The 25,007-nt window shown below is 53.1% G+C and carries 23 protein-coding genes; 4 read left to right on the top strand and 19 right to left on the bottom strand.

Going from position 1 to position 25,007, the window contains the following annotated elements:
• Positions 1-27 precede the first annotated feature (27 nt).
• The 15 genes from PMI36_RS05850 to PMI36_RS05925 all read right to left on the bottom strand — a co-directional run bounded on the left by PMI36_RS05850 (position 28) and on the right by PMI36_RS05925 (position 17,559).
• Positions 28-387 (bottom strand): VanZ family protein, encoded by a 360-nt coding sequence (locus tag PMI36_RS05850; RefSeq protein ID WP_008074732.1) that lies wholly within the window; start codon positions 385-387, stop codon positions 28-30.
• On the bottom strand, positions 384-2,486 hold the full coding sequence (locus tag PMI36_RS05855; RefSeq protein WP_008074731.1) for a YjbH domain-containing protein: 2,103 nt from the start codon (positions 2,484-2,486) through the stop codon (positions 384-386). The genes PMI36_RS05850 and PMI36_RS05855 overlap by 4 nt, the downstream gene beginning before the upstream one ends.
• Positions 2,483-3,250, bottom strand: a complete 768-nt coding sequence (locus tag PMI36_RS05860; protein WP_008074730.1) for a capsule biosynthesis GfcC family protein — start codon at positions 3,248-3,250, stop codon at positions 2,483-2,485. Before PMI36_RS05860 ends, PMI36_RS05855 begins: the two co-directional genes overlap by 4 nt.
• Entirely contained in the window at positions 3,247-3,906 is a 660-nt protein-coding gene (locus PMI36_RS05865) for a YjbF family lipoprotein (protein ID WP_008074729.1), read from the bottom strand. Before PMI36_RS05865 ends, PMI36_RS05860 begins: the two co-directional genes overlap by 4 nt.
• 14 nt (positions 3,907-3,920) lie before the next feature.
• Positions 3,921-5,033 (bottom strand): polysaccharide biosynthesis/export family protein, encoded by a 1,113-nt coding sequence (locus PMI36_RS05870; protein WP_177319503.1) that lies wholly within the window; start codon positions 5,031-5,033, stop codon positions 3,921-3,923.
• An 87-nt stretch (positions 5,034-5,120) separates the two neighbouring features.
• Complete coding sequence (locus tag PMI36_RS05875; protein ID WP_008074727.1) at positions 5,121-5,375, bottom strand: hypothetical protein; 255 nt, start codon at positions 5,373-5,375, stop codon at positions 5,121-5,123.
• Positions 5,376-5,800: 425 nt separating this feature from the next.
• Positions 5,801-6,340 carry a dTDP-4-dehydrorhamnose 3,5-epimerase gene (rfbC, locus tag PMI36_RS05880; protein ID WP_008074726.1) on the bottom strand — a complete coding sequence of 180 codons (540 nt, stop codon included), beginning with the start codon at positions 6,338-6,340 and terminating at the stop codon, positions 5,801-5,803.
• Positions 6,337-7,215 carry a glucose-1-phosphate thymidylyltransferase RfbA gene (gene rfbA, locus PMI36_RS05885; protein ID WP_008074725.1) on the bottom strand — a complete coding sequence of 293 codons (879 nt, stop codon included), beginning with the start codon at positions 7,213-7,215 and terminating at the stop codon, positions 6,337-6,339. Before rfbA ends, rfbC begins: the two co-directional genes overlap by 4 nt.
• A gap of 45 nt (positions 7,216-7,260) precedes the next feature.
• Complete coding sequence (gene rfbB, locus PMI36_RS05890; protein WP_008074724.1) at positions 7,261-8,328, bottom strand: dTDP-glucose 4,6-dehydratase; 1,068 nt, start codon at positions 8,326-8,328, stop codon at positions 7,261-7,263.
• Positions 8,325-9,446: a DUF1972 domain-containing protein gene (locus tag PMI36_RS05895; RefSeq protein WP_032830602.1), complete on the bottom strand. Its 1,122-nt coding sequence runs from the start codon at positions 9,444-9,446 to the stop codon at positions 8,325-8,327. The genes rfbB and PMI36_RS05895 overlap by 4 nt, the downstream gene beginning before the upstream one ends.
• A 154-nt stretch (positions 9,447-9,600) precedes the next feature.
• Positions 9,601-10,704, bottom strand: coding sequence for a glycosyltransferase family 4 protein (locus tag PMI36_RS05900; RefSeq protein ID WP_008074722.1), 1,104 nt, complete (start codon positions 10,702-10,704; stop codon positions 9,601-9,603).
• Between the two features lie 887 nt (positions 10,705-11,591).
• Complete coding sequence (locus tag PMI36_RS05910) at positions 11,592-12,893, bottom strand: hypothetical protein (protein WP_008074720.1); 1,302 nt, start codon at positions 12,891-12,893, stop codon at positions 11,592-11,594.
• Positions 12,894-13,158: 265 nt separating this feature from the next.
• The gene (locus tag PMI36_RS05915; RefSeq protein ID WP_008074719.1) at positions 13,159-14,484 is read right to left on the bottom strand and encodes a UDP-glucose dehydrogenase family protein; all 1,326 of its coding nucleotides are present in this window, start codon (positions 14,482-14,484) and stop codon (positions 13,159-13,161) included.
• Between the two features lie 306 nt (positions 14,485-14,790).
• Positions 14,791-17,019 (bottom strand): polysaccharide biosynthesis tyrosine autokinase, encoded by a 2,229-nt coding sequence (locus PMI36_RS05920; RefSeq protein WP_008074718.1) that lies wholly within the window; start codon positions 17,017-17,019, stop codon positions 14,791-14,793.
• Positions 17,020-17,064: 45 nt separating this feature from the next.
• Positions 17,065-17,559, bottom strand: coding sequence for a low molecular weight protein-tyrosine-phosphatase (locus PMI36_RS05925; RefSeq protein ID WP_008074717.1), 495 nt, complete (start codon positions 17,557-17,559; stop codon positions 17,065-17,067).
• 603 nt (positions 17,560-18,162) lie between these two features.
• On the opposite strand from PMI36_RS05925, the gene galU reads away from it, so the two are divergent.
• The 3 genes from galU (at position 18,163) to rfaH (ending at position 20,007) form a co-directional block, all read left to right on the top strand.
• Entirely contained in the window at positions 18,163-18,996 is an 834-nt protein-coding gene (gene galU / locus PMI36_RS05930) for a UTP--glucose-1-phosphate uridylyltransferase GalU (protein ID WP_008074716.1), read from the top strand.
• Positions 18,997-19,072: 76 nt separating this feature from the next.
• Positions 19,073-19,504 carry a hypothetical protein gene (locus tag PMI36_RS05935; RefSeq protein ID WP_008074715.1) on the top strand — a complete coding sequence of 144 codons (432 nt, stop codon included), beginning with the start codon at positions 19,073-19,075 and terminating at the stop codon, positions 19,502-19,504.
• Positions 19,501-20,007: a transcription/translation regulatory transformer protein RfaH gene (rfaH, locus tag PMI36_RS05940; protein ID WP_008074714.1), complete on the top strand. Its 507-nt coding sequence runs from the start codon at positions 19,501-19,503 to the stop codon at positions 20,005-20,007. Before PMI36_RS05935 ends, rfaH begins: the two co-directional genes overlap by 4 nt.
• Positions 20,008-20,159: 152 nt before the next feature.
• On the opposite strand, the gene PMI36_RS05945 is transcribed toward rfaH, so the two are convergent.
• A complete protein-coding gene (locus PMI36_RS05945; protein ID WP_008074713.1) occupies positions 20,160-20,996 on the bottom strand; it encodes an undecaprenyl-diphosphate phosphatase in 837 nt (278 codons plus the stop codon).
• Between the two features lie 333 nt (positions 20,997-21,329).
• Here PMI36_RS05945 and PMI36_RS05950 point away from each other — a divergent pair, with 333 nt between their 5' ends.
• Positions 21,330-21,746, top strand: a complete 417-nt coding sequence (locus tag PMI36_RS05950) for a hypothetical protein (RefSeq protein ID WP_008074712.1) — start codon at positions 21,330-21,332, stop codon at positions 21,744-21,746.
• On the opposite strand, the gene PMI36_RS05955 is transcribed toward PMI36_RS05950, so the two are convergent.
• From PMI36_RS05955 to arsJ, 3 genes are all read right to left on the bottom strand, one after another.
• Positions 21,740-22,642, bottom strand: coding sequence for a universal stress protein (locus PMI36_RS05955; RefSeq protein ID WP_008074710.1), 903 nt, complete (start codon positions 22,640-22,642; stop codon positions 21,740-21,742). The genes PMI36_RS05950 and PMI36_RS05955 overlap by 7 nt on opposite strands.
• A 204-nt stretch (positions 22,643-22,846) precedes the next feature.
• Positions 22,847-23,446 (bottom strand): S1 family peptidase, encoded by a 600-nt coding sequence (locus tag PMI36_RS05960; protein ID WP_008074709.1) that lies wholly within the window; start codon positions 23,444-23,446, stop codon positions 22,847-22,849.
• 330 nt (positions 23,447-23,776) lie between these two features.
• Positions 23,777-25,006 (bottom strand): organoarsenical effux MFS transporter ArsJ, encoded by a 1,230-nt coding sequence (gene arsJ, locus PMI36_RS05965; protein ID WP_008074708.1) that lies wholly within the window; start codon positions 25,004-25,006, stop codon positions 23,777-23,779.
• Between the last annotated feature and the right edge of the window lies 1 nt (position 25,007).

The following is a 25,007-nucleotide window of genomic DNA, read 5'->3' as shown; positions in this document are numbered from 1 at the left end:
GTAGGCTGGTTGGTATTTCGTGCCTTTTCAGCGCACCCAGTACCTTGAAATCAATAACCCCATCAACACGCCGACAGTATTTGCCAGCATGTCGTAGGGCGACGCCGTGCGCAGCGGCATCAAACCTTGCGCGGCCTCGATGAGTACGCCGGTGAGCAAACACCCCACGGCTATCCAGCGAAACTTCACATTGGGAAAGGCCAAGCGGCAGCTGCACGCAAATATCAGAAAGCCGATCCAGTGATGGAGCTTGTCCTCTTCGACGAACAGCTCCGGGATCGGCTGGGAGCGCAAACCCGCGAAGAGCAGAATCACGGTCACCGAGGCAAAGACCAGGCCCCGCAGCCAGAATGGTAATTCGACCAAGCCCTTGAGCCACGTGATCATTCGGTAATTTTCTCGAAGTTGTTGTAGAACAGGTCGCTATCACGTCCGTCGGTCATGGTCTGCAGCGAGTAGGCACGATTCAGGCGTGCACCGCCATCGCGGGTCAGTGGCGCCCAGACGATGTTGGCCCGACGCATGGTGGAGGTACTCATCAGTTCGTCGAACGGGATGGAAACATAGATCCCTTTGTCGAAGCTGCCCTCGCCATACTCCTCCTTCGACGCGCTGGTCAGCGTGACCCAGGCGCCAAACTTCACACCGTTCTTGAACACCCGCGACAAGTCGACGGTGGTGCCCCAGTCCCGCGCCAGATAACGCCCGACACTGACCGCTGCAAGCATGTCATTGGGCAGCTCAGTATAGCTGGTGACATGGCCCGTCACGGTGTTGTAACCACGCAGACCGAAGCCCTGATCATAATCGCGCTGGCGTACGAAGTTCAGGTCAGCGCCCACCGACCAGCGTTTCCCTGTGGGTCGATACAGCACTTCGCTGCCAACGCCAGCGTACATGGATTCCAGATAGCCGCCGTAGACCATGCCATACAAGTCCTGATCCAGCTGTTTTGCATGGTTAAACTGGAACGTCGGCATCATCACATCGGAGGTGGTCATGTATTGACGCAAATCGGTGCGCACTCGCGGCAGCCCGCTCGGCGCATCGTAGGTGAACTTGTCGTAGTTGTTCAGCAGGTTGACACTGAGCAAGCCGCTCCACCAGGTATTGCGGGTGAAACGGTACTCCGCATCGGCATCGGCGGTGAACTGATAGATCAGTCCGTCGGGGCCACCGATGTTCTGTTTGTAGCCCAGGCCGAGGCCATAGGTGAACGGTTCCAGCGCCTGGGTGTAGAGCGTGGTTTCCCGGTGCGCCATCGCCGGGTTGACCTCGGTCGTACGGTGCAGATCCTTCAGCGGCTGGTCGTTGTTCACGACCGCGCGGAACGTTTCGCGCGGCACGCTGGTTTCTTCGATGGACATGTCATAGCGCTGGTTCACCAGGGTGAACCAATCGATGTCCTGATTGACGCTGTTATCAAGAATCCGGCTGGCTCGCCCGACGGCTTTGGACGGATAAAAATAGCGAGACTGCTCGCCATAGACCATCAACTCGGAGCCACGCTGAGTGATGCGCTTCACCTTGTAGCCGGCATTTTGCTGTAGCCGGTCGGAGACATCGGCCCAATTGACCTGATCAGCCGGAGTCGACGGTGCCTGCACCGGCAATGGCTCGGCGGGAGGGTCATAGGTCTTTACCGGCGCCTTACGGCTGACAAAGTTGGTGTGCAGGGTGATGCCGAACATCGCCGTATTGCCACGCTCCCAGCCAGCACTCAGATCGATACTGTCCGCGAGTTTGTAGACCACGCCGATGTTGATCGGCAGGTCTTGCTTGATCGAGTTGTCCAGCGGTTCATTCTTGTAATCGTTGCCCTCGTACTCGAGCTTCAGGCTCAGCGGTGCCCACGGTGTTTGATAGGCGATCCCGCCAAACAACGAAGGGTGACCCCTGAAGTACGCGTTGGTGTTCACGTCCCCTGCCCTGGCGATAGCCGCCGTGCTTTCTGGCCGGTCGTTGAACTTGCTGCCGAAGACCGCCAGCGGATTGCTGAAATCCCCCCGATTACCCAGATAGCCCCAGGCAATGCCAAGGCTGAAATCCAGGTCGCCATAACGCTTGTTGGCGACGAAATACTCGCTGGAAAACAACCCGGTACCGCCGATGTCCCGGGCACCAACGGCGACCTGTGGGGCCCAGTGACTTTCTTCCCAAAGCCGCGCCTTGATGTCGATGGCCTTGTCTTTGAAGCTCTGATCGCCGCTAAAGTCTTCAGGGCCGTACTTACGGTTGGTGATCGCGGTGTAACGAAACGAGCCCTCCAGCCAATCGAGCGGCTGCAAGGAAAAACCATAGCGGGTGTAAGGATCGGTACGACTGGCCGTGGCGCTCAACTCCCCCACGGGGGCCATGCGCGCGGTGGGGGTCTGTAACAGACCGACGCCACCAAAATCACTCTGGGTGTAGCGTGGTTCACCGTGAGCAAATCCGCAGGGCAGGAGCAATACAGCAGCAAAACGTAACTTAAAGGGGCACTTCAAGGGGCCACCTCAGCCAAGGGTTGAGTGGCGAGAAACTCGGCCAGTTGTTGATTGAGCTCGGGAGTCGGCACCTCAAGGTCGTCGTTCCTGATCGGCACCAGGATCTTGCTGCCAGGAGCAGCCACGACGCCCTCCTCACGGTTCCATGCCGCCACGCCCACACGCCGCACCTGGCCGTCGGGCTGAATCAGCCATAAATAATCGCGTTCGGCATCGTCGAGAATGTTGCAGTCCAGAGCATAAGCACGGACTTCCTGCAGGCCGCGGTAAGGCACATGACAGGGCTGCGCGACTGCCCCAAGGACTTCAACAGTGGACGGCCGCGCGGGATAAATAAGTCGGTCACCATCATCCAGCAAAGCGTTGCGGGCGAAGCCCACTTCCACGGCAATCGGGTCGAGCACCGCGACCTGACGCCCGGTGACCGGCAGCCGCTCGATCTGCTCATACAGGCGCTTGCTCAAGTCTGCTCGCGTGCCCTTGCCATCCAGCAAGGCACCCCGTTGTAGCAACTTCAGATCGAACAAGACACCGGCCTTCAAACGCGTTTGCTGATCCTCCAATGAGCGGTGCAGCCACGCAGCACCCAGCCAGTAACTTTCGGCGTTGGGTTGGGCCTCTCGAATGACGTCCATCAAACGTGCACCGGGTTTGACGTCGATGGGCCCGGGGCTGCGCACATCACCACTCACCGTGACGGCTGCCTGGCTCATGCCCGGACCAATCAAGAACAAACCCAGCAACAAAAGGTTCGGACACTTCAACGGGCAGCCCCCCGATCAGGGCGTAACTGCACGATTTTCAGGAACAATTGCGGCGTCAGGTGCTGCTCGCTGCGCAAGATGAAACCGTCCTGGGGGTCGACCCAGTAGCGGTTGGTGGCGTGGAAATTCAGGGTGGGTGCATCCACCTGCTCGTCGATGCGCAGCAAGGCGTAATCCTTGTCCAGAATGCTGATGGTCTCGATGCCATGGGTGCTGAAACGGCTGTCGACCGCAATGCCGATACGGTTGCCGTCATAGATGTCAATCCAGCGCGTGCTGGTATAGCCATCAGGCAAATGCTGAAGGCCGCGCTTGAACGGCGACTCTTCATTAAAGCGAGTGCCGTCAAGAGAAACGCCCAGCCCGACGGTGCGTACCACCAGACCGTCGCGCATCATCAATACTTGCTTGCCAGAAGCGACCCAGAACTGCAGGTCGCCCCGCCGGCGAGCCAAGGCCATCACCCCCTCGCTGGAGATGGTGGTGACCAGGATCTGCGGATACGGCACGGCGTCGACCTGAGCGCGGGTCAGGTTGATGGAGGCAGGTCCTGTGATGGAGGATTCCAGGGTGTGCCAGGAGGCCTTCATCAACGGGTTACACCCGCACAGCAAGAGCGCCATCGACAGACAGGCACAGGTAGGCAAAATTTTCACGGCGGGATAGAGCCTTATCTGCTGTTGGCTTCGCTGAGGTCGTTAACTGAGCTGGCACCGGTCCCGAGGACACTAGCGGTAGGCAGGAGCTGGGTGATCAGACGGTTCCAGCGCGTCACGCCGGCCGGGCCGACATAGACGATGTCTTGCGGTTGCAAGTCGAAACGGGTGGCCAGCACCAAAGCGGAAGGCGATTCTGCATCAAGCTGGAATACCTTGGCCGGTTCGGTTTCCAGGTTGTCCGCACCGCGAATCACGTACACCGCGTTGCCATTGGAGGTGGTCTGGTTCAAGCCACCCACAGTGCCCAAGGCATCGGTCAGGTTGATCGATTTGCTCTTGAAGCTCAGCGCGCGAGGCTGGTTGACCTCACCCATGACATAGATTCGCTTTTGGTCGTTATAAGGCAAGTACAACCGGTCGCCACCCTTGAGGTAGACGCCCTGCAGCTGTGAGTCCTGACGATTGAGCGTGTCCAGATCCAGTTTGTATTCGCGCCCGTCCCGGGTCAGCGTCAGGCCCGACAAGTCTGCGTTCAAAGGGTCCACCCCGGCCGCGCCAACGGCCTCCACCACACTCAACGGGGTAGTGGTGATCGGTTGCTGGCCGGCTTTGATCACCGCACCGGAAATCACCACGGTCTGGCTGGCGAAGCGCAGTACGCTGACGTCGACCTGAGGGCTTTCGACAAATTGCGACAAGCGCTCGGCGATAAAGGCTCTCAACTCTTCGATGGTTTTACCGGCGGCCGGAATATTACCGATGTAGGGATAAAACAGCGTGCCGTCCGGGCGCACCAGACGACCGTTGGCATCGATTTGCTGTTGCGGCCCTGAAGGCGCCGTCAACTCGGGATGATCCCAGACCGTGATAAACAACAGATCATTGGCGCCCACGCGATAACCGCCCGGAACATAGGACAACAACGCAGCGGGGACCGATTCGCGAACTTTCGTGGCCGCATCCATGGCAATCAATTTAGGAGTGATGGGAATAAGTTCCACCCGGCTACTCTCCGGAGAGCCGTCACTGACCATTTGACTGGTGTCCATGTGTTGACCAGGCGAAAACATACAGCCGGACAAGCTGATACTTGCCAGCATAACAACAGATAATCTACGGATCATAATGGCACTACGCTAGTCGAGGGCAAATCTAAAACAAGATCACCCAGAAAGCTCTGAGTGATCTTGAACAACACACTTCGCGGGGTATTAGTTGGTACCGGTAGTACCACCGGTTCCGGTGGTGCCGCCTGTTCCGGAGGTACCACCATTGGAACTGCCACCGGAGTTTGAAGCGGCTACTGCAGCGCCAGCGATAGCCGCGCCGATCACCACGGTTTCGGCAACTGTTACTCCCCCGACTAACGGGGTGTTCAAGCTTAGTGGTTCGGTCAATGGTTCTTCCGCCGCCCACGCCGCCGTGCTCATGACAACCAGCAAGCTGGCCGTAATTAGTTTCTTCATATCAGACTCCTTCTCGACATCAACTCTCTATAAGATTTGATACTAAGGGACCAGGAATGGAACAGCAGAACGAATGAAACCGACCGATTGAACCAGCCAACTCATGCGCATTGCCTCCTTTGGAGCATGTCATTTATAGGTGCTGCACGCCATATACCAAACCTCATCACATCATTGACAGAGGGCCAGAATCAGACTGGACCTATTGACGGAAAATGGCGATTTTCAAAGAAATTCAGCGCATAAAAAGGTATTTTTAATACATTTTTATGGGCATGAGTCACTTGCCCTCAGGGTCTGTTGTTATTATTCGTCAGGATTTTCCCGACTTCTTATTCCGCAAAACCCTATTGTTGTTGGACATTCAAGGCTAAATAACATCAGGTCATAAATAGTTAATATAACTATAGACCCTTATTCATCCGTCATTCGCCATTCAACACCGCACGCAAGCGCGGGTTGCGCAAGTCTTTTTCCGAGAGTACAGGCGACTCCAACGGCCAGGCAATGTCCAACTCCGGGTCATTCCAGAGCAGACCACCCTCGTCCTCGGGGTAATACAGATCGGTGCATTTGTATTGAAAATCAGCGGTATCACTCAGCACACAGAAACCGTGGGCATAACCCGGCGGCACCCAAAGCTGAAGATGGTTGTCGGCGGTCAACTTGACGCCCACATGTTCACCACAGGTGGGGGATTGGGGATTGATGTCCACAACTACGTCATACACCGCACCTTGGGTGACCCGCACCAACTTGCCTTGGGGCCGGGTCTTTTGGAAGTGCAAACCACGCAACACGCCATATTGCGAGCGCGAGTGATTGTCCTGGACGAAAGGCAATTCGATGCCGGCGTCGCGATAACGCTGCTGGTGATAGCTCTCGAGAAAGAACCCGCGGGCATCGCCGAAGATTTTAGGCTCGATGATCAGTACACCAGGCAACCGGGTGTTGATGACATTCATTTCGCAGGCTCCGTATTCAGCACCCGTGCCAGATATTGGCCGTAACCGGTTTTGTGTAACGCGGTGGCTTGTTTATCCAGTTCCGCGGCCGACAACCAACCCTGGTGGTAGGCCACCTCCTCCAGACAAGCCACTTTCAAACCCTGACGCGCTTCGATGGTCTGGACGAAATGCCCGGCCTCCATCAACGAATCATGGGTCCCGGTGTCCAGCCAGGCAAAACCACGTCCCAACACACTGACGTGCAAATCCCCGCGCTGCAGATACGCGTTGTTCACGTCAGTGATTTCAAGCTCGCCGCGGATCGAAGGTTTGACTTGCTTGGCAATGCTCACCACATCGTTGTCGTAGAAATACAAGCCAGTGACGGCATGGTCGGACTTCGGATGTTTAGGCTTCTCTTCGATCGAGATCGCCTTGCCGTCGCTGTCGAACTCGACAACACCAAAACGGTCCGGATCGCTGACTCGATAACCGAAGACGGTGGCACCGGTCTGTCGTTGTGACGCTTCGCGCAACAAGGCGCTGAAGCCGTAACCGTAGAAGATGTTGTCGCCAAGAATCAGCGCCACATTACTGTCGCCGATAAAATCCTCGCCTATCAGGAAGGCCTGGGCCAGACCATCGGGAGAAGGTTGTTCGGCATAACTGAGTTCAATGCCGAAAGAAGAGCCATCACCCAACAGGTTCTGGAAGTTGGGCAAGTCCTGCGGCGTGGAAATAATCAATATCTCGCGAATGCCCGCCAGCATTAATACCGACAGCGGATAATAAATCATCGGCTTGTCGTAGACCGGCAGCAGCTGTTTGGATACACCACGGGTAATAGGATGCAAGCGAGTGCCGGAGCCGCCCGCCAAAATGATGCCTTTCATATGAGGATTCCCTTCAGAGTTGAATAGAGGCAGGGGTTGAATGGTTTAACCGATATGGCCAAGACGCTCCGGGCGGTACTCACCGTTAAGGACTCGTTGCCACCACTCTTGATTATCCAGATACCACTGAACCGTTTTGAGTAGGCCGCTTTCAAAGGTTTCCTGTGGTCGCCAACCGAGCTCACGCTCGATCTTGCTCGCATCAATGGCGTAACGACGGTCATGCCCGGGGCGGTCGGTGACGAAGGTGATCAGTTCCTTGTATGAACCCAGCTCTTCATCGCGGGGGCGCAGCTCATCGAGCAGTTCGCAGATGGTTTCCACCACTTGCAGGTTGCGCTTCTCGTTGTGCCCGCCGATGTTGTAGGTTTCGCCCACGGTGCCGCGCGACACTACTTCGAACAGCGCTCGGGCATGGTCTTCGACAAACAGCCAATCGCGGATCTGCGACCCATCGCCATACACCGGCAGCGGTTCGCCATGGATGGCATTGAGAATCACATGGGGGATCAACTTCTCGGGGAAGTGGAAAGGCCCGTAGTTGTTCGAACAGTTGGTGACCAGCACCGGCAGGCCATACGTGCGGTGCCAGGCGCGCACCAAGTGGTCGGAGCCGGCCTTGGATGCCGAGTACGGCGAGCTCGGCTCGTAGGGCGTGGTCTCGGTGAACAGGTCGTCGGTGCCTTCCAGGTCGCCATAGACTTCATCGGTGGAGATATGGTGGAAGCGAAAGCCCTGCTTCTGCTCCACCGCCAGCCCAGACCAGTAGCGGCGGCTGGCCTCCAGCATGCTATAGGTGCCAACGATGTTGGTCTGGATGAAATCCGATGGGCTGTCGATGGAACGATCCACATGGGACTCGGCCGCCAGGTGCATCACCGCATCAGGCTGGAAACGCGCGAACAGTTCGTGCAACGCCGCCGTGTCGCAGATATCCACCTGCTGGAATTCATACCGGGGGCTGCCCGCCACCGACGCCAGGGATTCGGTATTGCCGGCGTAGGTGAGTTTGTCGATATTGAGCACGCTCACATCCGTGTTGTCGATCAGATGGCGAACGACGGCGGAGCCGATAAAACCGGCACCGCCGGTGACGATAATACGTTGGGTCACTTGCTGTACTCCCTGGGGTACCACTGGATCAGTAATTTTTCATATTGGGAAAGGATGTTTTCCCAAGTGAACTTTTCGTTGAAGCGGCGGGTGCTTTCAGCCTTCATCGCCGCGATCAAATGGTTGTGGTCGTCGCGCAGGTACTTCTCGAACAACTTCGCACAGTCGTGCTCGTCGTCGAAATACACCGCCGCATCACCGGCAACCCAACGGTTGAAATGGTTGTTATGGGCAATCACCGAGCAGCCAGCGCCCAATGCCTCCACCAGCGAAGGGTTGGTGCCCCCTACCTGATGGCCATGGATGTAAAAGCGGCTGAAAAACCGCAGGGCCCGGACCACCGCCGCCTCATAGATGGCGCCGGGGAAGATCACTTCCTCGCCGGCCGCGTCCATCACCCGCTTGTGGTACTCGTTCTTCTCTGGCGTGAAGTTGCCCAGCACCACCAACTTGTGGTTACGGCGCTTGCTGCTGAAAGCCTTGACGACCTGCAGAAAGGAGTTCTCCGGCTCCGGCCGGGCGATAACCACCGAGAAACCATGGGGCTCCAGCCCGTAACCGGCCAGGGCGGCCGAGTCCGCCTCGTTCACCCGGTCCCCGCCATAGGGGATCATGGTGACCTTCGAATCCTTGACCCGGGTGACCAGGTGATCCTTGATTTTCGGGTGGTCGGCCACCAGGTGGTTGCCGATCCAGCAACCCGCCCGCTCGTTCAGCCAGAACCAGGTTTTCGCCACGAGCCCCCACTTCTCCCGCCGCCATTCAATGCCATCCATATTGATGACATTGGTCTGGCCCTTGATCCTCTGCAGAATATTGAACGCCGCCGTGTTGTAGCCAAGGGTTAGAAACAATCCCTTCTGGCCCAGCGCATGGACGGTGGCCTTCCAGTCGAAAAACACCGTGCCCGCCACGCCGGTATTGGTGATCGGGATATGAATCCGATGAACACCCTTCCATTCACTGGTCGATATACCGCCGGAACCCTCTTCCTGGCAGTAGACAGTGACTTTCCAGCCCTGCTTGACCAGGTAGAGAGAGAGCTTTTCGGCGAAGGTTTCGAAACCGCCATGTTTAGCGGGGACGCCGCGGATGCCGAGGATATAGAGGTTTTTCATAGAGGCGCTTTTTGGTTCTTTCAATGTAATGGGCTCTCAGAGTTACCTGAAATTTTTAACGTGCTTTTAATCGATTCTAAATATTGAAAAAACAAAGAACACATGAAACATGATAAGTCTCATGACATTCCTATGGCGTGACTTGACCTAGTTTTTAATATGAACTTTTTAGCGTTGAGTTTATGTGTTCTTTATAGCTTTTTAATGAAAATTTCTTGTAATACGTATCCAGTGCAGACTTGCTCAGCTTTTCGTACAGCGGGCTACTAGGCGGAGGAAGTTTTAGCAGGACATCCTCAAGGCTGCTCTGATTGGCAGGGATGAAGAGAAAACCATCTTGTTCGTGGTTAACGATCTCTACCAGGCCACCATGGCCCGCAGCTATCACTGGTTTTCCGACGGAGAACGCTTCGATCGCTACTCGACCGAACGGCTCCGGTTTCGTGGAGGGGACAACAACATAACTTGCCCATTGAAAGTGCTCGGTTGGATCCGAGCAAAAAGGGAAAAACTCGACATTGTCGGAGATCCCATATGAGTTTACTTTTTCGATTAAATCCTTTTCCAGGTATTCGTACCCCTCAAAAGGGCTACCCACTATCCTTATGTGAAGGTCATCTCCGGCGTTATTGGCTATCTTTCCAATTACATCAATAAAAAAGTCTTGCCCTTTCCATGTGTTTATCCTGCCGATCAAAAGTAGATTCTTACGATCTCTTTCAGTAGGCATCGACGGGACGCTGTAAAGGGGGGCTACACCATTGTAAATCACTGTTCCCGGAAGGTTAAAAGCGGCCTTCGTAGCCTCGGAATTGAATATTAATTTTGCACCTGAGAACCGCAGAAGTAAACGGAAGATCACTATGAGTTTTTTGTCTGGAATTTCTCGGATGTGGCAAAAGAAACTCTTCTTCGAAAATCTATAAAACCCAGCAGCAAGCAGCGCGGACACCATAACGGTCGTGTTTATGTATATTGCATTAAACTCCTTATATTTCTTTGCGTAATACAAGGTTGCCTTAATTAGCTCTATGCCATAGCTGATTGGGGTTTTCAGCTTTTGTTTTCTCAGTATTCCGTAGGGATAATACTCTATTTCGGCCCCGATGCATTTAACTAGAGCAGAGAGCTCCCCAAGAAAAGGTAGAATGCAATAGATTTTCTTTTTTGCGGAAATCGATTCAATCGCCGCAAGAAAACTTCGATCTGAACCGTACAGTTCGGAGCTTTGATGAAGGCAAAGTATTTCATCTCGCATAGGATTTCCTTGGGTTCAGTATGTGCAGCGAAAGTAACATCAGGGATAAATACCTGATATTTTTTTCTTTAAGGCATGTGTTTAGGCTAAACAACAGAACATATAATGATATTTTAAATTTGTGATGCTTGACGTAATCGAAAACTAGCGGCCGCGACAGTATGAGGTTCCGGAATCGCTGAACCTTTTTGGTATAAGCTTGCCCGTTCTCTCGGAGTGCCGAGCTATGAGGAATTGATGCTTTGAGAATGAATATTTCGCTGTATATGTTTGCATAGTCGATAAAAAACCGTGTATCAACCCCATAAAAACTCAAGCGTTCATCAAACTTCAGCCCCCGCGACAGCGCTTCTTTAGATATGACAGTCCCACTCATCATTGCCACGATACTTTTGGACGGGACGGGACCAGTCACCAGATCTTGCAAGTTCAACGCTCTGCCGCGAACCCCCTTTATGGTTCCAGGCGATATAAGGCTATTATTGAACAAAATTTGAGGTACAGCGACTGGCACACTGCTTCTGAAAAACACATCCAAACTGGATATATAATCATTCGTTATGCTGGAGTCGTCGTCCAAAACTATAAAGTAGTCCGAATCCGCACTGCGGGAGATTAGTGCGTTGTATACTTTTGAAAGGGGCTCGTTTTTTCCGCTGTGGTGATACGTTACTTCACCAGGCAGCGTGGGGATTGATGCCTCTCCAAACCCCTGTTCAGAGTTATCCCAAATTGAAAACCTTGGAAGAATTCTTGCCGATTGAAAATCCAGGGTGGCTAGGGACTTGAGCGTAGTGGTTAAACCAGGACTGGTAGAGTAAACCACAACAAGGAAGTTAACCTGTACTTGGCTCTGTGTGTACGTCATAACGAACCTGATAGTTTAGCTACGATTGAATTGAACTAATGGCCATTGTCGATGTGCGCCGATTAAGTTCTATTGCGGCTAGAGGGAATAGAATTGCATTAATGCATGCAATGGTACTCCCGATGGCAACTGCAGCCCCCAACACACCCCAGGCACCTAAAAGCCAATAAGTCACGAAGGGAGACAGTGCAACAGTCAAATATAGTGCTACGTTAAGATGGTAAATACTTGAAGCGTTCTGGTAATAATACCCGCATACCGACGTAGAGCAATTTACAAAATAGCCAAACAATACGATATAACATGCAACATGGAAGTTTTCCGGTATTTGCCCGCTAAACCTTACTAAGAACAGCAGAAAAAACAGATAAATGCAGGAGAAGGAAGTTAACTTCTTTGTATTGGACCAGAATATTTTTTTTATGGCTTGATAGTTGGATCGACTGGAAAGCTCTGAAAACTGAGGCGCGGATATAGAATTTATTGATACCGATATAAAGATTGAAAGCATTGCCAGTCTTTGGAGTATGTTAAAGACCGAAGCAAATGAAGCGCCTAAAAGCAACGAGGCTAACAGAAAGGGCAACCAACCAACTAGCTGGGTTCCTATTGTTGCGGAAGCAAACTTCAGTTGTGAGGCTAGAATCTTATTGAGTGATTTTTTTGATAGTGCAGATATTGGCGCCCACGTCATGCTTGCGTTTTTTGCAAGCACAGCAGAGATAATCATGTAAATTAAAATGGAGGCATAGAAGGAAGCTACAATCGTTGTGTCGGGAGCTAAGGACAGAAAATCAAAGTGGATGGCTAGCTTAATCGCTAGATAAAAGGCCAAAAAAATCCAGGGCTGAATGACATTGATACCCAGGATTTGAATGATGGTCTTATGCCTGGCTTGATATATAAAAAAAACCGTATTGGCGGCAGAAAACAGAGGAATCAATAAAAATATTAGAAGTATTGACGAGTGATTATTGCTAGTGCTTGATATGTCACTCCAGTGTTGGACGTAGAAACTTCCAAGAAAGTATGTCATTGGGATCAGTATTGAGCCCATCAAAAGGCTAACCACTACAGATTGATTGAAGCAGTCCTGCACTTCCTCGCTGGATTGTTTGTAGTAATTTCTTACTAAGTGGATGTCCGATCCGAAGCGCGCTATGACTGCGGAGATCTGAAATATAGTGTAAACAACAAGAAACAGGCCTGCCAAATCACTGCTTTCTATTTTCAGAATAACAATATTTGCAAGCAGTACTGCTATGGCGCCGATAATTCGAACGCATAGCAAGTGAAGTGATTTCGATTTCAGTATGTTCATTGTGGTCTTGGTAGCCAATTGTTTAAGTAGTTGACTTCAATACCTGATCGCTTTTGTGTCTGACCAAGTTGGCTGAGATGACCAGCAAGATCCAGGTCATACAGTAATATATGGACCCGGATGGATGCTGGAACAGTGATATCATTGCAATGGCGCTAGTATGCCGAAAACGAATACATGATTATTTCATCTTCTGACAGCTTAAATGCATGGCTGCCAGTTGCCAAACTGTCCAGGACTAAAGCCCCCCACTTCACTTGCAAAGCTACTGGCGGCCTATGGAGTAATACTTAATGCCTTTGTCTTTAAGCTTTTGAGGGTTGAAAAGATTTCTTCCGTCAAATATTACAGGCTCGCGAAGCTGGCTTTTAATTTGATCCAGATCGGGCGCTTTGAAGGCCTGCCATTCGGTAATGATGATTAATGCATCGCTTTCTTTTAAAGTCTCTTCTTTGGTTCCGCATAGACTCAAGTCATCACGATTGCTGTAAATACGTTGAGTTTCTTCCATCGCCTCCGGATCATACGCTCTAACCTTGGCGCCACTTTTCCATAGAGCTTCAATCAGTACGCGACTAGGTGCTTCACGCATATCATCCGTATTCGGTTTAAAACTTAAACCCCAAAGAGCGAATGTTTTTCCTGCAATATTTCCATCGTAGTGGTTAATTATTTTTCTGAAAATCACGCTCTTTTGATCGTTGTTTCTTGCTTCTACCGACTTCAGAAGTGTTGCATCAAAGTCTAGCTGTTCGGAAGCTTGAATGAGAGCTTTTACATCTTTGGGAAAGCAAGATCCACCATAGCCGGATCCAGCATAGATGAAGTGATAACCAATTCTTGGATCTGAACCTATGCCTTTTCGTACCATTTCGATATCAGCCCCGAGCATTTCTGACAAGTTAGAAATCTCATTCATAAAGCTGATTTTTGTAGCAAGCATGCAGTTAGCTGCATATTTCGTCAGCTCAGCGCTGCGAATATCCATGACAATTATTTTTTCGTGATTTCGATTGAATGGAGCATAGAGGTCACGTATGACTTCTTCTGTGCTAGATTGCTCTGTTCCGACAATTATCCGATCTGGACGCATGCAGTCAGATACTGCAGAACCTTCTTTTAAAAATTCTGGATTCGATGCAACGTCAAATGAGAGATCAGTGCGACCGCGTTCAGAAAGTACGCTCGTAACTCGGTCTCTCACTTTATCGGCCGTCCCAACAGGAACGGTAGATTTGTTAATGATAATACAATTGCTCTCAATGTTACTTGCTATCGTTTCTGCAACGGCCAGCACATATTTTAGGTCCGCAGATCCATCCTCATCAGGAGGAGTGCCTACCGCAATGAATTGAACCTCTCCATGTTTCACTGCAGTCATAGCATCTGTAGTGAATTTCAATCTTCCAGCACTGTAATTCTCTTTAACTAAGGCTTCCAGTCCAGGCTCATAGATTGGAATGATCCCCTGTTCCAGATTTCTTACTTTTTGCTCATCTATGTCCACACAAATTACATCGTGGCCAATCTCAGCGAGCACCGCCCCTTGAACAAGACCTACGTAGCCAATTCCGAATACAGTAACTTTCATGATGATTACCTGTGATACAAACGTTGTTTTTTGGCTCACGCCGCCCACTGAAAACCGAAGTAACCCTAGGCTCTTTGATAGCCTTAAAGTTCGGCGGTGAGAATGACCGATGAGGAAGGAGGCGGCATAAGACACGCTACCGCCCCAGGATTTTTCGTCATTTTCCTCAGGACGTGGTGGTTTCCATGAAATATCGGTTTGATCATGCCTATTGGCTAATGACCCGGCGCAGCAATAACGATAAATATTCAAGAACAGTAACGCCGTCAAAAATCTAAACTTATGACGCGACCCTATTAATACTCATCAACTTTTGTCAGAGGCGTAGTCATAGTGGTAATAACCATAATCACTGTAACCATATTTATTGGAGGCCTTTCTCTCCACGCCGTTAAAAATCGCACCTTTAATGGCGACGCCATTCTGGGAGAACCGGCGGACCGTCAACTCGATTTCTTTCGCCGGGTTCAGGCCATAGCGCGTAACAATCAGATTGGTCCCGGACTGGCGTCCGACGATCGCCGCATCTGTCACCGCCAGTAGTGGCGGCGTATCGAGAATCACCAGATCGTAGAGTTCACTCGCCTGTTCCAATAGCGCGCTGAAATTGGCGTGCATCAGTAACTCGGAAGGATTGGGCGGGATCTGGCCTCGACTGACAAAATCGAAGTTGTCGATTTCGGTCTTATGGATAGCGGTGGCCACATCGCAGCGCCGGGCCAGGATATCGGAGAGCCCATTGTCTGAAGAAACACCTAACACTTTGTGCAGATAGCCCTTGCGCATGTCGACGTCGATCAGCAATACCCGCAACCCGGTTTGTGCTATCACCACCGCGAGGTTAACCGACACGAAGGTTTTACCCACCTGAGGGCTGGGCCCGGAAATCATCAGGCGGTTATTGTCGGACTCATGCATGGCGAAGTGCAGACTGGTACGCAAACTGCGCAGTGCCTCAATTGCCAGATCGGTAGGATGGCTGACGGCCAGCAACGTAGTACCTGCCCCGGAGCGCCCTCGTCCGCGGGAGACTTTGTCTTCTTCGGTTTTCTGCAAAATGCTGTAAGGAATCGACGCGTAGACCGGCAACCCAAGTTGCTCAATGGCTTCGGGACTTTCCAGCCCTCGGTTCAGTGCCTTGCGTACCAGCACCAGGGCCACCGCCAGGAAACCGCCAAGAATGGTGGCGATCAATACAATCAAGGCTTTTTTCGGTTTGACCGGCTTGAGGAAATTGACGTCCGCGGTGTCGATCAGACGCACGTTACCGACGGTGCCCGCGCGCATCACATCCAGTTCCTGAGACTTGTTCAGCAACTGGGTATAAATGGCAGTACCGACCTCTACATCCCGGGTAAGGCTCAGCAGTTCTTGCTGGGTGGAGGGAAGGCCCTCCACCTTGGACGCCAAACTTTTCTGCTTGCTGGTCAACTCACCGATCTGAGTCAATAAGGCGCGATAGGCGGGATGTTGGCGGGTGAATTTGCGGTCCATCTCGGCTTGCTGCAATTTCAACTCGGAGATGCTGGTATCAAGCCCGACAATCTGATCAAGAATGGCTTTGGTTTCGAGCGTGATGTCCACGGACTTGCTGCGCGTCTGGTATTCATTCAAGGCATTCCCGGCTTTTTCCAGGTCCTGCTTGACCACCGGAAGTTGCTCTTTGAGAAACGCCAGGCTCTGCGCTGCCTCAGCTGAAGTGCGCTCTACGTTTTGCCGCACATAAATAGCGGCAATTTCATTGAGTGTTTTGATGGCCTGATTCGGATCGGTGCTTTCCAGCGCCAGCCCGATCATGCCCGACTCTTTTCCGCGCTCGGCTACATCCAAATCCTCTTGGTAGTCGAGGATGCTGGTCAGGCGAGAATTGCGGATGATTCTGAAGCGGGTTCCAGGATTGGCGTGCATTTCCTCTATCTGGAACGCAACGCCATTTTGTTCGAAAAGTTGCCCAGTCTGGGTGGCTGCCAATAGGTTGTCGTCTTCGTCCACCAAGGTGTAATGACCATTTTCACCCGCGGTCAGGGTCAACTTCTTGCCCAGTTGCGAGTCGGGAAGATCCAGTTTGAATATCTTCAGCGACTCCCCTCCCCAGGCGAAACTGTTCAACCCCAACAAGGGGTCGGCTATTTCACCGGGATTTTTACTCTGGAATCGACGAGCCAGGAACTCACCGACCACCGGGAAGTACATCGGTTGTATGACGATATCAAGTTTCAGGTTGTCAACCGCTTTGCCAATCACCGCACGAGACTTGATCAGTTCGATCTCGGTCGCCGAAGGCGATTCTTTTCCCAACATACTGCTGACATCGGAGAAACCCAACAAATCGTTCTTTTTCGCTTCAACCTGCAACAGCGCATTCGCCTGGTATACCGGGGTCGCAATCACCGCGTACGCGGCCCCAGCGACCATGAAGGCACCGGTAACCGCGGCAATCAGCCATTTATGGTCGATGAGTGTTCCAAACAAGCCGAGAAGATCAATCTCGTCATTGTCGTCGTCCCGCACGTTAACTACCGGTGCTTGCTGCATAAGTCGGATTCTTTGCCTGTATTACGATTCAAAAAGGAGTGGCCATCAGCGCGCCAGGCGCTGTGCCCATGCGAGTACGGCTTCTTCGATCAACGCATAAGCGTGCACAAATGCAGGTTTGCCTTGACGGTAGGGGTCGCTGATTTCGCGATCGTCTTGCCATTTGCCCAATAGCAACACTTTGCCTCGCGCTTCAGGGGCAATGTTGAGTACCCCGCTGACATGCCGTCGCTCCATCACCAGAATCAAGTCCGCCTCGCTGACGGCTTGAGGCGTGAGTTGAGCGGCCTCATGCCCATCGGGCAGATGACCATGCTCTTTGAGTAGGGCGTGTGCTGTCGGCTCGATGGGTTTGCCCACCAAGGCAGCGAGACCAGCCGAACTGACCTCGATATCGGAATGAACGAGTGCCCCGCGCAGCAGATGCTCCGCGGTGGGACTGCGGCAAATATTGCCGACGCAGACAATCAAAACCCTTTTAAGCAAGATAACATTCCCCGTCTTGTCAACATTGGCGGTGACATAGCACTTGCCGAACATAAGAGCTTTAAACTACGAATGAATCCGGGTATGTATAACCCCAGTAACTGCAGCTGAAACTTTCAAACCATCAGTGCGTATTTATTACCATGACGTTTGAACAGCCCCCAACTTTTTCTTCAGACAAAAAATAACATTTCGCTCTTTGAACGCTGAATATAACAGTTCGAAAATTTATCCAGACAATTTCTAACAATTGCCGTTTTCCCGTGACCGTTCAATCTAAATTACACCGAAATAGCGAGTGGCTAATATATAGCCGCTCCATTAGTGAATTGCCAGGGCGTCGGACATTCGGTTAGAAGTTGGGTAAGAGATGCCTTGGGCAATAACTTTATTTACAGCGGGTTGCGTCAGAAGCATGCAGTGGAACAACCAGGCATGCTCGCCTACCAAGCGACCGCGCGATCTTTCTCTCTGCCTGCGCCTTGCGAGAAACATGGCGTACAGGCCTTTCGCTGCCCATGCAGCGTTGCCAACATTTTTCTCGAGTGAACGAGCCATTTAGAGCCCGCACTCTCCAGCGTTACCGGTTCCGACAACCCGTCGAACCTTTCCTACTGCCATTAGCCATTCCATCTGTCTACTTTCAAGGACGCTTCCATGATTCGTAAATGCCTATTCCCCGCTGCCGGCTATGGGACCCGCTTTTTGCCCGCCACCAAGGCCATGCCGAAGGAGATGCTGCCGATCGTCAATAAGCCGCTGATCCAGTACGCCGTCGAGGAAGCGCGTGACGCCGGCCTGCAACATATGGCCATCGTCACTGGCCGGGGCAAGCGAGCGCTGGAAGATCATTTCGATGTCAGCTTCGAACTGGAACACCAGATTCGTGGCACCGATAAGGAGCGGTACCTGGAAGGCACTCGAGAGCTGATCGATACCTGTACTTTTTCCTATACCCGCCAGGTAGAGATGAAGGGCCTGGGTCACGCGATTCTCAGCGGTCGGTCGTTGATCGGTGATGAGCCATTCGCCGTGGTGCTGGCCGATGACCTGTGCCTGAACCTTGAGGGCGATGGCGTACTGGCGCAAATGATCAAGCTCTATCAGCAGTTCCGCTGCTCGATCGTGGCGATTCAGGAAGTGCCGCGTGAGCAGACTCAGAAGTACGGCGTGATTGCCGGCGAGCTGATTCGCGAGGGGATTTACCGGGTCAACAGCATGGTCGAAAAGCCCCGCCCGGAAGACGCCCCGTCCAACCTGGCCATTATCGGCCGGTACATTCTGACGCCCGATATCTTCGACCTGATCGCTGACACCGAACCTGGCAAGGGCGGTGAAATCCAGATCACCGACGCCTTGATGAAGCAGGCCCAAAATGGCTGCGTGCTGGCTTACAAGTTCAAGGGCCAACGCTTCGATTGCGGCGGCGCTGAAGGTTACATCGAAGCCACCAACTTCTGTTTCGAGCACCTGCATCAGAACACCTGGTGACGGCGCTGAACCCTGACAAACGTGTGCGTTATCGAATTGATTTTTTGGTCTTTATTACCCTATGGACGAAGCCTCTATGAAGACATTGAGCGGTTTCAAGGCAGATGACAGTCGCCGCCCGTATGGCGCTGACCTTAAGAACAACCTCGCGTACCTCATCGTGCGCGCCTACGCGTCGGAGCTGATCTTTCCTCGCGTGCAGAAACAGCCGGCGCTGCTGGTGGAACGCATCGGTGCCTTCCCCTCTTCCGGGGAAATCCGCCGTCACGTCAAGGATGGTCCGGCGTTGCTGGCGAGCATCAGGCAGCGTTACGCCGCCGACGCCCTCGACATCGACGAGAGCGATGGGCTGAACCTGGTCTTTGCCGACTGGCGTCTCAGCTTGCGTCTTCTGGACGATGATGGCGAGACGTGCCTGACCGTGGAAAGCCGCGGTGACAGCTCGCTCATGCAGCACAAGACCGCCGAACTGCTGAGGCAAATCGATGCTGGGAGGGAATTCGAATGAACGCGATTGCAGAACACGCCGACAAAGCCTGGTATCTGCTTCAGTGCAAACCCAAACAGGATGAGCGCGCCGAAGAACATTTACAGCGTCAGGGCTATGCCTGTTTTCGCTCGACCTACCGGCGCGAACGCGTTTTGCGCGGGCAGCGTCGAGTGATCAGCGAGTCGTTGTTTCCGGGCTATCTGTTTATTCAACTGAGCCTTCAGGACAGTTGGGGCCCTCTGCGCTCGACCCGCGGTGTTTCGCGAGTCGTCGGGTTCGGCGGTCAGCCACTGCCGATCCGTGATGCGCTGATCGACGAGCTCCAGGAGCGAGACAGTCAGGCGATCGTGACAACGTTGTTGAGGCACGGAGATACGGTGCGCATCACTGAAGGCCCGCTCTCCGATCTTGAGGCGGTGTTCCTGGCCATGGACGGCGAGGAACGGGTGCTGTTGATGATGAATTTCCTGCAGCGTGAACAGCGCATCAGCTTGCCACTGGCAGGGGTTAACAAGATTTAGATCCGCCCGGAGTCTTGAGTCAAAGAAACCTGTGGCGAGGGAGCTTGCTCCCGCTTGAGTGCGTAGCACTCACAAAAATCGGTTGTCAGATTTTTGGGGCCGCTACGCAGCCCAGCGCGAGCAAGTTCGCTCGCCACAAAGCCCAGGAAAACCTACGCGCCTTCCGAGAGATGGTTCCAGTCGATCCACCCCAAAAACCATGTCGCCAGAATCAGCAAACCGAACGCAATCCGGTACCAGGCAAACACCGCATAACTATGATTGGCGATGAACTTGAGCAAACCGCGCACGGCAATCATCGCAAAGAGGAATGCGGCGACAAATCCCAAGGCAAACACCGGCAAGTCTGCGGACTGGAACAGGTCGCGGTACTTATAGCCCGAGTACACCGCGGCCCCCACCATTGTCGGCATCGCCAGGAAGAATGAAAACTCGGTAGCCGTCTTGCGTGACAGGCCAAACAGCAACCCGCCGATAATCGTCGAACCCGAGCGCGAAGTGCCGGGGATCATCGCCAGGCACTGTGCGCAACCGACTTTCAAGGCATCGGTCCAGCGCATCTCGTCAACGTGCTCGATAACCACCACATGCTCACGTTGCTCCGCCCACAACATGATGATTCCACCTATCACCAGCGCCACGGCAACGGTGATCGGGTTGAAAAGATACTCATGGATTTTGTCGGCGAACATCACACCCAGAACAACCGCCGGCAAGAAACCGATCAACAAATTCAGCGTGAAACGTTGCGCATTACGCTGGGTTGGCAAACCGGTAGTGATCTCCAGAATCTTGCGACGAAACTCCCAGACGACCGCCAGAATAGCCCCCAACTGGATGATGATATTGAACGCCATGGCTCGCTCACCGCCGAAGTCGAGCAAGTCTGCGGCAATAATCTGGTGTCCCGTGCTGGAGATGGGCAAAAACTCTGTGAGTCCTTCAACCAGCCCTAGAATCGATACTTGCGTGGTGGTCCAGAAGTCCATTAATCCCCCGTTAAACCCTCTCGGCTGAAAGGTCTGTTGATGATGCCGAACATTTGATTCTGGTCGCGATTAAGCCTGTCGGACCAGCGGAGGATTAAAGCGCACTCTCTGCCTGCTTGAGCTAAACGTTATAAAACGTCCATGTCGCAGCGCCGGGTCCGCACTCCTGAAGTGCCTTCGCTCCGAGGACGCCTGAGAATGTAATTCTTTTGCAGAACCTGCACTTGGGTATCGCGAATTTATGGATGCCACTCATCGTCGGATCGTTGACGTTTCGGCTTTGGGCGCGCGCAATGTTCTACCCAAAAATGATCGCCCAAGAGAAAACTCCATATGGCAAAGATCATAGTACTCGCCGGTGACTTCCCGCAGGGCGACGGGGAATATCACCTTGGAACCCTCACCCTCAAGACGTCCCTCAAACCCCGGCTTGGAGCAAGCTTCCCGGTCTCGGAGTTTAAAGATCTAACCGTTCAGAACACTGAATCCAACAAGAATATAAAGACCGCCATAGGCCTGGGCCTCGCGGGTGCCATGTTGCTCGGTCCCGTCGGCGCCATCGCCGGCTATCTGCTCGCCGGAAAAAACACCGAGGTGACCTTTATGGCCACAATGAAGGACGGTGCAAAGCTGCTCGCGGCGACCGACAGTGACACCTTCCGGGATATCTCGGCACGCGCCCTGAAAAAATCCCGAGCCGGTCGCCGAGCCCCCCTTTCCAGCTCACTTAACAACGGATCCATTCATTGATCCGCTTGCCCGGCGACTGCGAGAATGTTGCAGGGCACCCGATACAGAACATGCTCCGTGGTACTGCCCACCCATTTTTCCAGCCCCTTGCGATGGGCATTGCCCATGACGATCACGTCGGCCCGGTGATGCGCTGCAAAGTCGGCCAATGCTTTGCCTGGCGGCCCTGCAACGAAGTGTTGCCGTTCGGTGGGCACGCCGTAGTGATCGGCCAACGTGATGAATGACTTGTGCAAAGACTTGCGCACGTCGCTGTTGAAGCCGGGCATCGTCACTGCACCCGCGCCCGCATCGGAGATATGTGTCTGCGATAGATCGTAGGCATACAGCAGATGCATTTCTGCATGGCATTGCGTTGCCAATTCGTTCGCAGCCTGGATGATCAGGTCGTTGATTCCAGTGATCTGAGTCTCTGGATGCGACGGATCGACGGCCGCCACAATCACGCGTGGAAGTGGGCAACTGACTTCACTGACCAGATGGACGGGAACCGGACATTCACGCAGCAGATGCCAATCCAGAGGCGTGATGAAAACGCGTTTGAGCGCCGACTCATGCTGCACGTCCTTGATCACCAGATCCGCCTGCGTTGTTGTCACGTGCTGAAGGATCTCTTGCAACGCGTCGCGAGTGAAAAGCACCTCGGTACTCAGGTTGATCCCGCGTCCACGGATCAGATCGGCTTCATCGTTGAGCCATTTTTCGTTCTCTTGCTGGCAAGCCTCACGAAACCGCGCACTGGCGTGGATCAAACCCAGGATGTTGAAATCTTCGATAATCACCGTGATATGCAGCGCTGCGCCCGTGGCCTCGGCAATGGCGACGGCCCGCTGCAGTGCCGGCGTGTGACGCATGGTGGGGCCGGCTATTAGAAAGAGTCGTTGATATTGGCTCATGTCACACCTCCAAACGTTCTGGGATATCTGCTAGCCCCCCAGCCTCTCGTCTGTCGCACCGCCAGCGATCTGCTATCGCCTCGATGATCTGGATCGACACAATCAATATACGCCTGGATTCAACTAACCAGCCATGATGGGGTTCATCATACCCACTACGATGAACCCCATCCCGACGGTCAATTGATTGACGACAATTCAACGTTACTTCTTCGCGTACTTCGCGCCGTGCGGATCGTTAAGTTTCACCTGCATCAACTCCCATTCACGCTGAATGATCGAGTAAGGGATAAAGACGCTGATTCTCTCAGCCCCCTTTAACCCAGGGTGAAAACTCACATCATTTAAAGAGGTGGAGAAAAAACCGACATTGATACCGACAATGCTACCGTCATTGGCGATGACGGGACCACCCGACATCCCCTTTATTATCGGGGCATCATGAATGGCATAGCGTTCGCCGCTGCCTTCATTGCTATTGATGAAAGGCGCCGAATACACCTTGCCTTGCCCGCTGACGGTGGTCATGTAGGGGCTCGCCCCCACGGCGGTGATGTGTTCACCCACACGCGGTGTGCGCCATGACGGGTAGCGGCCGTCGGCCTTGTGCCGGATGAAGACAAGGTCGCAACCGGTGCTGCAGCTGTATTTCACGTTGCGGATGAGGGGGGTGTGGCGAGTGGTGACGGCATAGTCTTCGTTCCATTGCACGGCCGAGGCCATGTACAGATAAGGCAAAGGAAAGCCCGAGAAGACTGAAAAGTATGAATCATTGGCAGGCCCCGACAAGTCGGGCTTTACCATACCGTTGCATCCTGCAAGAACAGCTCCTATTAAAAAGTAGGTCATGAATTTAATCATGATGATCACCGACTTATAAGGAGGATTGGATTTTTATTGTGGCGAAACTTTTGGTTGTCAGGTTCTTGTAGTTTTCCTCGCAGCCCGGCCTGGTTGGTTATTTATGGCTTAAGTTTTAATAAATGCGTATGAATAAATTGTGCTAAGACTAATTACTTTTCGATCCATATAAGAAACTTCAACTATTTGACGCCTGAAAAATGGCACCCACATAATAAGCACACTAGAAATTGAACTTTCTTACTTGGTGTAAAGCCCATGAAACAGCGGCTTTCAGGGCAGTTGAATAGCCTTGGCATGCCGGGGTAACGCCACAGAGATCAATGCCGCGAAAATAACAAATGCGCTGGATATCCATAAACACGCCCCCAGCCCGAAAGCCTGATAAACCCAGCCAGAGAGCACGGTGCCGATCAACCGTCCCATGGCGTTGGACATGTAGTAAAACCCCACGTCCAGCGACACGCCGTCTTCTTTGGCATAGGACACGATCAGGTAGCTGTGCAGAGAGGAATTCACCGCGAACAGCGCACCAAAGACCATCAACCCGCCTAACAGCACCGCCTGTTGCGACAACCCGGTGTTCAGGCCCAGAGCGATTGCCGCGGGCAGGCCTGCCAGAGCAAATGCCCACAGAAAGGCAGCGCGACCATCAGGAACATGCCCCCGTTTCTTGCCAGTGATTCGCGGCGCGAACGATTGCACGATGCCGTAGCCGATCACCCAGGCCGCGAGGAATCCACCGACCTTCCAGAAGTCCCAGCCAAAGACGCTGCTCAAGTACACCGGCAAAGCCACGACAAACCAGACATCGCGAGCACCGAACAGAAACATCCGGGCCGCTGACAGAATGTTGATCGCCCGGCTTTTGGACAGGATGTCGCGAAACCTGGGCTTGGCTTTGGCCTTGCCCAGATCCTTTTTTAACAGAATCAAGCTGCTGACCCAGATCAGCGCCAAGACACCCGCCATGGACAGTAATGCCCCTTTGAACCCGATCAGGGCGAGCAATGCCCCGCCAAGAAAGAAACCAACACCCTTGAGTGCATTCTTCGAGCCGGTGAGGATGGCTATCCATTGGTAAAGCGTGCCCTGCTGCCCCTCGGGCACTAACAGCTTGATCGAGCTTTTGGCGCTCATCTTGTTCAAGTCTTTGGCGATCCCCGACAGTGCCTGAGCGCCCATCACCCAAGGAATCGTCAGCCAGGCCACTGGCACCGTCAGTATCAACAACGCCACAACCTGCATCCCCAACCCGATGTTCATGGTCCGGTTCAAGCCCAATCGAGCGCCGAGATAACCGCCCAGCAGATTGGTGATCACACCAAAGAGTTCGTAGAACAGAAACAACGCCGCGATTTGCAGCGGGCTGTAGCCCAACGCGTGAAAGTGCAGCACCACCAACATGCGCAAGGCACCGTCGGTGAGGGTGAAGGCCCAGTAATTGCCCGTCACGAGCAGGTACTGCCGCACTTGAGGCGTGAGGGCTGACAACGCTTTCATC

Origin of the sequence: Pseudomonas sp. GM79, assembly GCF_000282495.1 — a bacterium.
Taxonomy (GTDB): Bacteria; Pseudomonadota; Gammaproteobacteria; order Pseudomonadales; family Pseudomonadaceae; genus Aquipseudomonas.
This window is presented reverse-complemented; position numbering and strand designations above follow the sequence as displayed.

Excerpts from the sequence above, each read along its gene's own strand:
- PMI36_RS05850 (WP_008074732.1), bottom strand. The coding sequence starts at position 387 with ATGATCACGTGGCTCAAGGGCTTGGTCGAATTACCATTCTGGCTGCGG.
- PMI36_RS05870 (WP_177319503.1), bottom strand. The coding sequence starts at position 5,033 with ATGATCCGTAGATTATCTGTTGTTATGCTGGCAAGTATCAGCTTGTCC.
- PMI36_RS05875 (WP_008074727.1), bottom strand. The coding sequence starts at position 5,375 with ATGAAGAAACTAATTACGGCCAGCTTGCTGGTTGTCATGAGCACGGCG.
- rfbC (WP_008074726.1), bottom strand. The coding sequence starts at position 6,340 with ATGAATGTCATCAACACCCGGTTGCCTGGTGTACTGATCATCGAGCCT.
- rfbA (WP_008074725.1), bottom strand. The coding sequence starts at position 7,215 with ATGAAAGGCATCATTTTGGCGGGCGGCTCCGGCACTCGCTTGCATCCT.
- PMI36_RS05895 (WP_032830602.1), bottom strand. The coding sequence starts at position 9,446 with ATGAAAAACCTCTATATCCTCGGCATCCGCGGCGTCCCCGCTAAACAT.
- PMI36_RS05900 (WP_008074722.1), bottom strand. The coding sequence starts at position 10,704 with ATGCGAGATGAAATACTTTGCCTTCATCAAAGCTCCGAACTGTACGGT.
- PMI36_RS05910 (WP_008074720.1), bottom strand. The coding sequence starts at position 12,893 with ATGAACATACTGAAATCGAAATCACTTCACTTGCTATGCGTTCGAATT.
- PMI36_RS05915 (WP_008074719.1), bottom strand. The coding sequence starts at position 14,484 with ATGAAAGTTACTGTATTCGGAATTGGCTACGTAGGTCTTGTTCAAGGG.
- PMI36_RS05920 (WP_008074718.1), bottom strand. The coding sequence starts at position 17,019 with ATGCAGCAAGCACCGGTAGTTAACGTGCGGGACGACGACAATGACGAG.
- PMI36_RS05925 (WP_008074717.1), bottom strand. The coding sequence starts at position 17,559 with ATGTTCGGCAAGTGCTATGTCACCGCCAATGTTGACAAGACGGGGAAT.
- galU (WP_008074716.1), top strand. The coding sequence starts at position 18,163 with ATGATTCGTAAATGCCTATTCCCCGCTGCCGGCTATGGGACCCGCTTT.
- PMI36_RS05935 (WP_008074715.1), top strand. The coding sequence starts at position 19,073 with ATGAAGACATTGAGCGGTTTCAAGGCAGATGACAGTCGCCGCCCGTAT.
- rfaH (WP_008074714.1), top strand. The coding sequence starts at position 19,501 with ATGAACGCGATTGCAGAACACGCCGACAAAGCCTGGTATCTGCTTCAG.
- PMI36_RS05945 (WP_008074713.1), bottom strand. The coding sequence starts at position 20,996 with ATGGACTTCTGGACCACCACGCAAGTATCGATTCTAGGGCTGGTTGAA.
- PMI36_RS05950 (WP_008074712.1), top strand. The coding sequence starts at position 21,330 with ATGGCAAAGATCATAGTACTCGCCGGTGACTTCCCGCAGGGCGACGGG.
- PMI36_RS05955 (WP_008074710.1), bottom strand. The coding sequence starts at position 22,642 with ATGAGCCAATATCAACGACTCTTTCTAATAGCCGGCCCCACCATGCGT.
- PMI36_RS05960 (WP_008074709.1), bottom strand. The coding sequence starts at position 23,446 with ATGGTAAAGCCCGACTTGTCGGGGCCTGCCAATGATTCATACTTTTCA.
- arsJ (WP_008074708.1), bottom strand. The coding sequence starts at position 25,006 with ATGAAAGCGTTGTCAGCCCTCACGCCTCAAGTGCGGCAGTACCTGCTC.